This is a genomic window from Streptomyces sp. NPDC058289, assembly GCF_042880975.1.
GTDB classification, from domain to species: Bacteria; Actinomycetota; Actinomycetes; order Streptomycetales; family Streptomycetaceae; genus Streptomyces; species Streptomyces stoeckheimensis.
Window position 1 is genome coordinate 45,558 of record NZ_JBHVYI010000059.1, and the last position, 8,947, is coordinate 54,504.

The window sequence follows — 8,947 nt, forward strand, 5'->3', positions numbered from 1 at the left end:
CGGTCGTTCGAGTCGGGTACGACGTTGATCGGTGATTCGGTGCAGGCGGCTTTTGCGGCGCAGGTGCTGCGTTCTCCGGGTGCGGTCGCGGTGCGGTGCTCCGGGCGGGAGCTGTCGTACCGGGAGCTGGACGAGCGGGCCAACCAGCTGGCGCACCGGCTGCTGGGTCTGGGTGTGGGTCCGGAGGCGCCGGTGGCGGTGCTGATGGAGCGCTCGGTGGATCTGGTGGTGGCGTTGCTGGCGGTGCTGAAGGCCGGGGCGTTCTATGTGCCGCTGCACAGTGCATTTCCGCTGGAGCGGATGCAGTGGATCATGGACGAGACCTCTGCTCCGGTGCTGCTGGCCGATGCCGCGATGGGCGAGCGGGGTCTGCCCGATGCCCCGCAGGTCGTCCTCGTGGACCGGGACGTCGAGCTGGATTCGCTGCCGGTGACCGACCCGGGTGTGGAGTGCCGGCCGGACCAGCTGGCGTACGTGATGTACACGTCGGGCTCGACGGGCCGTCCCAAGGGAGTCGCGGTCACCCACCGCGATGTCCTGGACCTGATGGTGGACAGCATGTTCGATCGACCGGGCGCCCACGAGCGGGTGCTCATGGTCATTCCGTACGCCTTCGACCCCTCGATCTACGGCCTGTGGGTGCCGCTGCTGCACGGCGCGCGCACCGTCATCACACCCGAGGGCGACGTGAGTGTGGCGACGCTGGCCCGACTGATCGCGGAGGAGGAGATCACCGCCCTGGACGTCTCCGCAGGGCTGTTCCAGGTGATGGCCGAGGAGGACCCGACCGTCTTCGCAGGAGTACGGGAGATCATCTCGGGCGGTGACATCGTCTCCCCGACGGCGGTGCGCCGGGTGCTGGACCACTGCCCGGGCATCGTCGTGCGCAGCGCGTACGGCCCCACCGAGACCACCCTGTACGCAACGCAGCACCCGTGGTCCGGCGACGGCGAACTGCCGGCGCCGCTGCCGATCGGGCTTCCGCTGGACGGGATGCAGGCCCACGTTCTCGACGACGGCCTGTCCCCGGTGGCGCAGGGCACGACCGGTGAGCTGTACCTGGCGGGTACGGGCGTGGCACGCGGCTACTTCGGCCGCCCGGACCTGACCGCGGAGCGGTTCGTCGCCGACCCGTTCGGCCCGGCCGGCACCCGCATGTACCGCACCGGAGACCTGGCCCGCTGGTCCGCCGAAGGACTCCTGGAGTTCCTGGGCCGGGCCGACGACCAGATCAAGATCCGTGGCTTCCGCATCGAACTCGGCGAGATCGAAACGGTGCTGGCCCGCTTCCCGGGAGTGTCCCAAGTGGTCGTCGTCGCCCGGGAGGACCAGCCGGGCGACAAGCGCCTGGTGGGCTACGTGGTCGTCGAGCCGGGCCACGGCGACGGGACGCCGGACGCCGAGGCCCTGCGTGTGCACGCGGCCGGCCTGCTGCCGGAGTACATGGTCCCCTCCGCGTTCATGGTCCTCGACCAGCTCCCCCTGACCACCAACGGCAAGCTGGACCGGCGCGCGCTGCCCGCCCCCGACCTGGCCGCCCCCGGCACCGGACGCGGGCCGCGCACCCCGCGCGAGGAGGTCCTGTGCGGCCTGTTCGCCGACACCCTCGGCCTCCCGACCGTAGGGATCGACGACAACTTCTTCGAGCTCGGCGGCCACTCGCTCCTCGCCACCCGGCTGGCCAGCCGGATCCGTTCGGTCCTGGGTGTCGAGCTGGTGGTGCGGACCGTGTTCGAGTCGCCCACGGTCGCCGCCCTCGCCGAGAGGGTCGCGCAGGCAGGGGCGGCCCGGCCCGCGCTGACCGCGGTGGCCCGCCCGGAGCGGATCCCGCTGTCTCCGGCGCAGAACCGGCTGTGGTTCCTCGACAAGCTCGAGGAGACCAGCGCCACCTACAACCTTCCCCTCACCGTGCGGCTGTCGGGTCCGCTGGACCGGGCCGCGCTGCGGGCCGCGCTCCTGGACGTGGTGGACCGGCACGAGAGCCTGCGCACCGTCTTCCCCGAGGACGCCCAGGGCGTGCCGTTCCAGCAGGTCCTGCCGGCGTACCGCGCGCTGCAGGACTTCGAGGTCGTGGAGACCGACGAGGCTGCCCTGACCGCCCGGATCGCCACCCTTTCCGGCGAGCGCTTCGACCTGGCGGTGAACCCGCCGGTCCGGTTCCGGCTCTTCTCCCTGTCGCAGACCGAGCAGGTCCTGTTCCTGCTCGTCCACCACATCGCATCCGACGGCTGGTCGCTGGCCCCGCTGACCCATGACATCAGCCGTGCCTACGCGGCGCGGTGCGCGGGGCAGGAGCCGTCGTGGCCGGCGCTGCCGGTGCAGTACGCGGACTACACGCTGTGGCAGCGCGAGCTCCTCGGAGCGGAGGACGACCCCGACTCCCTGGTGAGCGAGCAGCTCGCCTTCTGGACCAAGGCCCTGGAAGGGATCCCGGACCAGCTCGAACTGCCCTACGACCACGCCCGGCCGAAGACGGCAAGCCACCGCGGAGACACGGTCTCCTTCGAGCTGGACGCAGAGCTGCACCGACGCCTGATCGGCCTGGGCCGCACCCATGGGGCCAGTCTGTTCATGGTGATGCAGGCCGCCTTCGCCGCCGTGCTCTCCCGGCTGGGCGCCGGGCACGACATTCCGGTGGGCACCCCCATCGCCAACCGGACGGACGAGGCGCTGGGCGACCTGGTCGGATTCTTCGTGAACACCCTGGTGATCCGGACCGACACCACCGGCGACCCCTCCTTCGACCAACTGCTGGACCGGGTGCGCCAGGTGTCCCTGGAGGCCTTCGCCCACCAGGACGTCCCCTTCGAGCACGTGGTGAACGTACTCAACCCGGAGCGTTCCGCCGCCCAGCACCCGCTCTTCCAGGTACTGCTCGCCATGCAGAACAACACGGCCGTCCGCCTGGACCTGCCGGGCCTGACCGCGGACGTGAGCCTGGGCGACACCGACGTCGCCAAGTTCGACCTCACCCTGGAACTCTTCGAGGAGCACGCGGGAGACGGAGCTCCCGACGGAGTCACCGGGCGGCTGGGGTTCGCCCTCGACCTGTTCACCGCGGACACCGCACAGCGGATCGCGGCGTCCCTGCAGAGACTGCTCGCCGCGGTCGCGGCGGAACCGGAGCTGCCGCTGAGCCGGATCGGCCTCCTGTCCGCGGCGGAACACCAGCAGCTCGTCGTCGAGTGGAACGACACGACAGCGCCGTACCCCGACAACACCACCGTGCACCAGCTGTTCCAGGACCAGGTAGCCAGAACTCCGGACGCGCCCGCGGTGTTCTGCGGCGAGGAGGCGGTGAGCTACCGCGAGCTGGACATGCGGGCGAACCAGCTCGCCCACCACCTGATCGACCTGGGGGTCCGCGCGGAGCAGTTGGTTCCGGTCTGTGTCGAGCGGGGAATCGACGCGGTCGTCGCCGTCCTGGGCGTACTGAAGGCGGGCGCCGCCTACGTGCCGCTCAACCACGACTACCCGGTCCACCAGCTGGAGTTCATGGTGGCCGATGTGGAGGCGCCGCTGGTCATCACCCATGCCCACCTCCAGGACCGGCTGGGGGCCGTGGAAGCCGAGCTGCTCCTGATCGACGAGGAGTGGCACGAGATCGCCACCCGGCCCCACACGGACCCGTCCGTGCAGGTCCGCCCCGACAGCCTGTTCCACGTCATCTACACCTCCGGCTCCACCGGGACGCCCAAGGGCGTCATGATCGAGCACCGCTCGGTCTGCCGGCTCGTCGACAGCGACGTGTTCGACGGCATCGGGCCCGGCCACGTGGTCGCCCATCCCTCCAACTTCGCCTGGGACGCCTTCACCTTCGAATGCTGGCCCGCGCTGACGTCCGGCGCCGCCATGGCCGTGATGGACAAGGAGGTCCTCCTCGACGCCGTCGAGCTCAAGGCCGCCCTGCGCCGTTCCGGCGTGACGATGATGTGGCTGACGTCCCCCCTGCTCCGCCAGCACCTGCTGGACTGCCCCGACCTCCTGGCCGACCTCCCCTACGTGTTCTTCGGCGGCGAGGCGATCGACCGGCCGGTGGTGGACCAGCTGGTGGCCGGGCCGTGGGCCCCCGAGCACCTGATCCACGGGTACGGTCCGACCGAGGCGACGGTGTTCACCACGTGCTACACGGTGGACCGCACCACCCCTCGGACGGGGCAGCTCCCCATCGGCCGACCGCTGACGAACACGGAAGTGTTCGTCATGGACGAGAACGGTGCCCTGCTTCCCCCCGGGATTCCCGGCGAGCTGTGGGTCGGCGGCCCCGGCCTCGCCCGCGGCTACTGGAACCGCCCGGAGCTGACCGCGGAGCGGTTCGTCAAGCACCCGTTCTCGGACGACCCTCAGGCACGGGTGTACCGCACCGGTGACGTGGTGCGCTGGCAGGAGGACGGACTGCTGGAGTTCGTCGGCCGGGTCGACCACCAGGTCAAGATCCGCGGCTTCCGCATCGAACTCGGCGAGGTCGAAGCCGTACTGGCCGGCTTCCCGGGACTGTCGGAGGTGGCCGTCATAGCCCGTGAGGACCAGGACGGCGACAAGCGCCTGGTGGGCTACGTGGTCGCCGAGGCCGGTCACGACGCGGTGGACACCGAGGCCCTGCGCACCCACGCCGCCGGGCTCCTCCCGGAGTACATGGTCCCCTCCGCCCTCGTGGTCCTGGACCGGCTCCCCCTGACCACCAACGGCAAGCTGGACCGGCGCGCGCTGCCCGCCCCCGAGCTGCCGGCCGCCGGGGCCGGGCGTGCTCCCCGTACCCCGCGCGAGGAGGTCCTGTGCGGCCTGTTCGCCGACGTCCTGGGCGTGCCCGCGGTCGGTGTCGACGACAACTTCTTCGAGCTCGGCGGCCACTCGCTCCTCGCCACCCGGCTGGCCAGCCGGATCCGTTCGGTCCTGGGTGTCGAGCTGGTGGTGCGGACCGTGTTCGAGTCGCCCACCGTCGCCGCCCTCGCCGAGAGGGTCGCGCAGGCAGGGGCGGCCCGGCCCGCGCTGACCGCGGTGGCCCGCCCGGAGCGGATCCCGCTGTCTCCGGCGCAGAACCGGCTGTGGTTCCTCGACAAGCTCGAGGAGACCAGCGCCACCTACAACGCTCCGGTGGCCTTCCGACTGGCCGGGGAGCTGGACCCCGACGTGCTCGAACGCGCCCTGGGCGACGTGGTGGCACGCCACGAGAGCCTGCGGACGGTGTTCCAGGAGGTGGACGGGGACCCGGTCCAGGTGATCCTCGCCGAGGACGCCGCCGGCGTGGAACTGCATCGGATCGCCTGCGGTGCGGACGAGGTGGACGCGCTCCTGGGCCAGGCCGGTCAGTACGTGTTCGACCTGTCGGCCGAACTGCCCCTGCGGGCAACGCTGTTCACCGTCGCCCCCACCGAGCACGTGCTGCTCCTGCTCATGCACCACATCGCGAGCGACGGCGCCTCGCTGGGGCCGCTGGGGCGCGACCTGGAGGTCGCCTTCCGGGCCCGGGCCCAGGGGGCCGAGCCGTCGTGGCCGGCGCTGCCGGTGCAGTACGCGGACTACACGCTGTGGCAGCGCGAGCTCCTCGGAGCGGAGGACGACCCCGACTCCCTGGTGAGCGAGCAGCTCGCCTTCTGGACCAAGGCCCTGGAAGGGATCCCGGACCAGCTCGAACTGCCCTACGACCACGCCCGGCCGAAGACGGCCGGCTACCGCGGCGACACGGTCTTCTTCGAGCTGGCCGCCGAAGCGCACCGCGGGATGGCCGACCTGGCCCGTTCCACCGGTGCCACCCCGTTCATGGTGGTGCGGGCGGCACTGGCGGTGGCGCTGACGAAGATGGGCGCGGGGACGGACATCCCCGTCGGAACCCCGGTCGCAGGGCGCGCCGACGAAGCGCTGGACGACCTCGTGGGCTTCTTCGTCAACACCCTGGTGCTGCGCACGGACACCTCGGGGAATCCGACGTTCCGCGAGGTGCTGGAGCAGGTCCGGGAGACCGACCTGGCCGCGTACTCCCACCAGGACGTGCCGTTCGAGCGCGTCGTGGAGGCCGTCAACCCTCAGCGCTCGCTGGCCCGCCACCCGCTGTTCCAGGTCCTCCTCAACCTGCAGACCGGCGACGGCAGTGCCCTGGACCTGCCCGGTCTGGCAGCCCGGGAGATCGTCGGGGAGCAGCAGACGGCGAAGTTCGACATGTCGCTGAACTTCCTCATGAAGCACACCGATGAAGGCCTTCCCGGGCCGGTGCGCGCGTACGTCACCTACGCCACGGATCTGTTCGACCGGGAGACCATCGAGCGTCTGTTCGCCACTCTCGTCCGTGTCCTGGAATCCGTTTCCGCCGACCCGGAGCAGACGATCAGCCGCATCGACGTGATCGATCCGGCCGAGCGTGTGCGGTTGTTGGAGTCGTGGGCGGGCGCGGAGCCCCGCCGGCAGCTCGAGGCCGGTTCCGTGCAGGCGGCCTTCGCGGCGCAGGCGCTGCGTTCCCCGGACGCGGTCGCGGTGCGGTGTGCCGGTCGGGAGCTGTCCTACCGGGAGCTCGATGGGCGGGCGAACCAGCTCGCCCACCGCCTGGTGGGTCTGGGCGTGGCCCCGGAAGCACCGGTCGCGGTGCTGATGGAACGCTCCGTGGACCTGGTCGTGGCACTGCTCGCGGTGCTGAAGGCCGGAGCGTTCTACCTGCCGCTGCACAGTGGATATCCGCTGGAGCGGATGCAGTGGATCGTCGACGAGACCTCCGCCCCGGTCCTGCTCGCTGACGCCACGATGTATGAGCGGGGTCTGCCCGACGCCCCGCAGGTCGTCCTCATCGACCAGGACACCGAGCTGGCCTCGCTCCCGGTCTCCGACCCGGGGGTGGCATGCCGGCCGGAGCAGCTGGCGTACGTGATGTACACGTCGGGCTCCACCGGGCGTCCCAAGGGAGTCGCGGTCACCCACCGCGACATCCTCGACCTGGTCGTGGACGGCATGTTCGAGCGGCCCGGCGCCCACGAGCGGGTCCTGCTCCTGGCTTCGTACGCCTTCGACCCCTCGACCTACGCGTTCTGGGTACCGCTGCTGCACGGCGGGCGCACCGTCATCACCCCCGAGGGCGACCTTGCGGTCGCCGAACTCGCCCGTCTGATCATCGAGGAGGAGATCACCGGCCTGGACATCACCGCAGGCCTGTTCCGCGTCATGGCCGAGGAGGCCCCGGACTGCTTCACCGGAGTGCGGGAAGTCATCACCGGCGGCGACCTCATCTCCCCCACCGCCGTACGCCGCGTACTGGAACACAGCCCCGACACCCTGGTCCGCTGCGCCTACGGCCCCACCGAAACGACCCTGTTCGCGACCCAGGCCCCCTGGACCGCGGGCGACACCGTGCCCGCGCCGGTCCCGGTCGGACGCCCGCTGGACGGCATGCGCGCCTACATCCTCGACGACACCCTCTCCCTGGTCCCCCAAGGCGTTGCAGGTGAGCTCTACTTGGCGGGCACGGGTCTGGCCCGCGGCTACTACGGCCGCCCGGACCTGACCGCGGAACGGTTCGTCGCCGACCCGTTCGGGCCGGCCGGCAGCCGCATGTACCGCACCGGAGACCTGGCCCGCTGGTCGGGCGACGGACTCCTGAACTTCGTCGGCCGGGCCGACGACCAGGTCAAGATCCGCGGCTTCCGCATCGAACTCGGCGAAATCGAAGCCGTACTCGGCCAGTTCCCGGGACTATCCCAGGTCGCGGTCGTCGCCCGAGAGGACCAGCCCGGCGACAAGCGCCTCGTCGCCTACGTGGTCGCCGAAACCGGCCCCGACACGCTGGACATCGAAGCCCTGCGCACGCACGCCACCGGACTCCTCCCGGAGTACATGGTCCCCTCCGCCATCGTGGTCCTGGACCAGCTGCCGCTGACCACCAACAACAAGCTGGACCACCGGGCCCTGCCCGCCCCCGACCTGTCCGCGCCCGGAACAGGGCGCGGACCGCGGACCCCGCGCGAGGAGATCCTCTGCGGCCTGTTCGCCGACACCCTCGGTCTCCCGACCGTCGGCATCGACGACAGCTTCTTCGAGCTCGGCGGCCACTCCCTCCTCGCCACCCGTCTCATCAGCCGCATCCGCACCACCCTCGACATCGAACTCCCCGTCCGCACCCTCTTCGAGACCCCCACCATCGCCGGCCTGGCCGCCCAGATCATGCAGGCCGGATCAGCCAGGACCGCGTTGACCGCGATGGAGCGCCCGGCACGGATTCCGCTGTCGCCGGCACAGAACCGCCTCTGGTTCCTCAACAAGCTGGAGGGTGCGAATGCCACGTACAACGTCCCGGTGGCGTTCCGGATCACCGGTGACCTGGACGCGGGTGTTCTCGAACGGGCATTGAGCGATGTGGTGGTGCGCCACGAGAGCCTGCGGACCGTCTTCCTGGAGATCGACGGAAGCTCGGCCCAAGTGGTGCTCGCGGCGGACGCCGTCGCTCTGGAGCTGCACCACACCACGTGCCGCGCAGACGAGTTGGCCACGGCGCTGAGCGACGCGGGTCAGTACGTGTTCGACCTGACCGCCGAACTCCCGCTGAGGGCCACTCTGTTCACGGTGGCCCCCGGCGAGCACACCCTGCTGCTCCTCATGCACCACATCGCGAGCGACGGTGCCTCGATGGGGCCCTTCGGACGCGATCTGGAGGCCGCCTTCGGCGCCCGGCTCCAGGGCCGCGCACCGCAGTGGTCCGCGCTCCCGGTGCAGTACGCCGACTACACGCTGTGGCAGCGCGAACTCCTCGGCTCGGAGGAGGACTCCGACTCCGTGGTGAGCGGGCAGCTGGACTTCTGGAAGAGCACCCTGGCCGGGATTCCCGACCAGCTCGAGCTGCCCTTCGACCGCCCGCGGCCCAAGGTGGCCGGCTTCCGCGGTGACACCGTCCCGATCCGGATCGACGCCGCACTGCACCGCGCGCTCGCCGAACTGGCCCAGGAAACGAACACCACCCTGTTCATGGTGC

1 protein-coding gene is annotated in these 8,947 nt (G+C 70.9%); it reads left to right on the forward strand.

Annotated elements, in window-relative coordinates; genetic code table 11:
• Window positions 1-39: 39 nt before the first annotated feature.
• Window positions 40-8,947 (forward strand): amino acid adenylation domain-containing protein (locus tag ACFVX6_RS27160; protein WP_389695724.1); only part of this gene is annotated, 8,908 nt, incomplete at its 3' end.